The 3,203-nt window shown below is 70.2% G+C and carries 3 protein-coding genes; 2 read left to right on the top strand and 1 reads right to left on the bottom strand.

The window, feature by feature from the left end:
* On the bottom strand, positions 1 to 1,431 hold a 1,431-nt coding region (locus CQY20_RS33470), incomplete at its 3' end, for a xylulokinase (RefSeq protein WP_097945623.1).
* Between the two features lie 30 nt (positions 1,432 to 1,461).
* Between CQY20_RS33470 and CQY20_RS33465 the strand changes: the two genes are divergently transcribed.
* A complete protein-coding gene (locus tag CQY20_RS33465; protein ID WP_097945620.1) occupies positions 1,462 to 2,442 on the top strand; it encodes an NAD(P)-dependent oxidoreductase in 981 nt (326 codons plus the stop codon).
* Positions 2,439 to 3,095 (top strand): L-fuculose-phosphate aldolase, encoded by a 657-nt coding sequence (locus CQY20_RS33460; RefSeq protein ID WP_097945617.1) that lies wholly within the window; start codon positions 2,439 to 2,441, stop codon positions 3,093 to 3,095. The genes CQY20_RS33465 and CQY20_RS33460 overlap by 4 nt, the downstream gene beginning before the upstream one ends.
* Positions 3,096 to 3,203: the final 108 nt, after the last annotated feature.

Here is a 3,203-nt window from a genome sequence, read left to right as displayed (position 1 = left end):
CATAATCCAGGGATAAGCCTTCAGATACACAACAACCTCCAACAAGGTGGCTGTTGCAATCACCCCCAGAAATCGCCTGGGCTTTTGCGGGCACGAGCGTCTGCTCGCGCGACTCAAATCCAGGAAGCGGCCGTAGCGGTCGTCCATCGCGGTTCGCCATGCCGGATCCGGCTCGACGATGCGCTCGGTCGACGACCATCGGGCAGCGTCGGCGATCGACGACTCGAGCCCTACGGCCATGCGGGCCAGGAAGGCGGCGCCGAGCGCGGCGCCTTCCGGCACCGCCGCGACGTGCACAGGCAGACCAGTCGCGTCGGCGATGGCCGCCATCCACGGCCCGACGCGGGTGCCGCCACCCGTCGCGACGATGCGTGACGCAGTCGCGCCGCCCAATTCGATGAGCTGGCGCACGACAAATCCGGAGGCCTCGTAGGCGCCGCGGCGCACCGCGGCGGCGTCGTGCACCAGGTGCAGCCCGTCGAGCGCGGCCCGCCTGTCGGAGTCGTGATACGGCGTACGCTCACCGCGCACATACGGCGACCACACCGGCACCCGTCGCGGGTCTGCGTTGGTCGGATCCGCTTGCGCCACAAGCTGATCGACCCAGTTGAGAAACAGCCCGCCCGCGTTGCTGGCACCGCCGATCTGGCACTTGCCCGCCGCGGTGTGCGGGATTGTCCACAACCCCGGCACATCGCGGGCCTCCGGAATCGTCGCCCACACAATCAAAGTCGTCCCGCACAACACCAGCACGTCGCCGTCCTGGTCGGCGCCCGCGACCATCTGTTCGCACGTGGCGTCGATGGCGCCCGCGGCGAGCACGGCGTCGCCGCTGCGGACCATCCCGACCGCGGAACCGGGCGGCTGGACCCGCGGCATCCGGTCGGCTGATGCGCCGCAGTCGGCGCACTGCGCGTCGTCCCATCCGGTGCCGTCGAACAACGGCAGCGCGGTGAAGGCGGTGGCGAAGTCGATGACGGCTTCGCCACCCAGCGCATAGTTGGCGACCGCGGCCGCGGGCCAGTACCCCGCCGCGTCAGGCGCCCGCCGCGCCGTCCACCGCAGGAACTCGGCGGTCTCGCCGATCATGAAGCCCATGCCCGCGGTCGGCTGCGCGACACGGCCTCGGCCGTCGCCGTACAACAGGCCCGGCGTCAGCGGCACCCCGTCGTCGTCGACCGCCGTCAGCGACGGGACCATCGCGGAGACGGCGACCGCGCGGGCGTCGACGCCGCTCAGCCGCTGCAGCGCCGAGACCGGGCCGTCGCGCCACGCCTGCCCGGCGTCGTGCTCGAACTGGTCTGGCTCGGGCACCTTCACGTCGTGCGGGACGCGTGCTCTGGCGACGACGTTGCCGTGCTCGTCGGCGGCGACGGCCTTGACCGCCGTCGTGCCGATGTCGATGCCGATTGTCACCTCTTCGCGTGACACGGGCGTCACCGTACGCCAGCATGGGCAAGCGTGACCGCAAGACCGCGTGCCCTGGTGACCGCGCCGCTGCGCGGGCCGGGTTTGGACAAGCTGCGCGAATTGGTCGACGTCGTGTACGACCCGTGGATCGACAAGACCCCGCTGCGCATCTACACCGCGGAGCAGCTCGCCGAGCGCGCCACCGCCGAGCACGCCGAAATCCTTTTGGTGGAGGCCGATTCGGTCAACGGCCCGGTATTCGAGCTGCCGCTGCGCGCGGTCGCCTCGACACGAGGCGACCCGACCAACGTCGATGTCGCCGGTGCGACGGCCGCGGGCATTCCGGTGCTGCGCACGCCGGGCCGCAACGCCGACGCGGTCGCCGAGATGGCGATCGCACTGCTCTTCGCGGCGACCCGGCACCTCCTGCCCGCCGACGACGACGTGCGCACCGGTCAGGTGTTCCGCGACGGCACCATCCCCTATCAACGCTTCCGCGGCGCCGAGATCGCAGGCCGCACCGCGGGGCTGGTCGGGCTCGGCGCGGTCGGCCGCGCGCTGCGGTGGCGGTTGACCGGCCTTGGCGTTTCGGTGATCGCGCACGACCCGTATCAGGACGAGGCCCTGCACAGCCTCGAGGAGTTGCTCGACGAGGCCGACATCGTCTCGCTGCACGCCCCGGTCACCGATGAGACAGTCGGGATGATCGGCGCCGAGCAGTTCGCGGCGATGCGCGACGGCGTAGTGTTCCTCAACACGGCGCGGGCACAGTTGCACGACACCGACGCCCTGGTCGACGCGTTGACGAGCGGCAAGGTCGCCGCCGCAGGGCTTGATCACTTCGAGGGCGAGTGGCTGCCGGTCGACCATCCGCTGACCCGGATGTCCAACGTGGTGCTGACGCCGCACATCGGCGGAGCCACGTGGAACACTGAAGCACGGCAGGCGCAGATGGTCGCCGACGGCCTGGAGGCGCTGCTGGCAGGGCGGCGACCGGCGAACATCGTGAATCCGGAGGTGCTGGCGCGGTGAGATTCGTCGACGACGCGGCAGCCGCGGTGCTGGCGGCCGCCAAGGACATGCTGCGGCGGGGACTGGTCGAAGGTACTGCGGGCAACATCTCGGCCCGCCGCGAGGACGGCCACATCGTCATCACCCCGTCGTCGGTCGACTACAGCGCCATGACTCTCGACGACATGGTGGTGGTGGACGCCGACGGCGCCGTCGTACAGGCCGCCGACGGTCGAAACCCGTCGTCGGAGATGGCGCTGCACCTCGCGTGCTACCGCGCGTTCGACGATATCGGCAGTGTCATTCACAGCCATCCGGTCTGGGCCACCATGTTCGCCGTTGCGCACGAACCGATTCCGGCTTGTGTCGACGAGTTCGCCGTGTATTGCGGCGGCGGGATCCGCTGCGCCGACTACGCCGCGTCGGGCACTCCCGACGTCGGCCACAACGCGGTGAAGGCGCTCGAGGGCAGGGCCGCGGCGCTGATCGCCAACCATGGCCTGGTGGCGGTCGGGCCGCGGCCCGACAAGGCGCTGCACGTCACGGCGCTGGTCGAGCGGACCGCGCAGATCGCCTGGGGTGCACGGGCTCTCGGCGGCCCGGTGCCGATCCCCGACGAGGTCAACACCAACTTCGCAAGCGTCTACACCTACCTGCGCGCCAACCCCTCTTAGCCTCCCCCTCAACGCCCAAACCGACATATGGGCGCAAAAGTGCGAGAAGAAAGCGCCAAAATGTCGGTTTCGGCGTGGGGTCACCCGGGGCGTGGGGTCATTCGGGGG

The organism is Mycolicibacterium agri (assembly GCF_002553505.1).
Taxonomy (GTDB): domain Bacteria; phylum Actinomycetota; class Actinomycetes; order Mycobacteriales; family Mycobacteriaceae; genus Mycobacterium; species Mycobacterium agri.
Note: the sequence above shows the minus strand (reverse complement) of the source record. Positions and strands in the feature narration are given on the sequence as shown.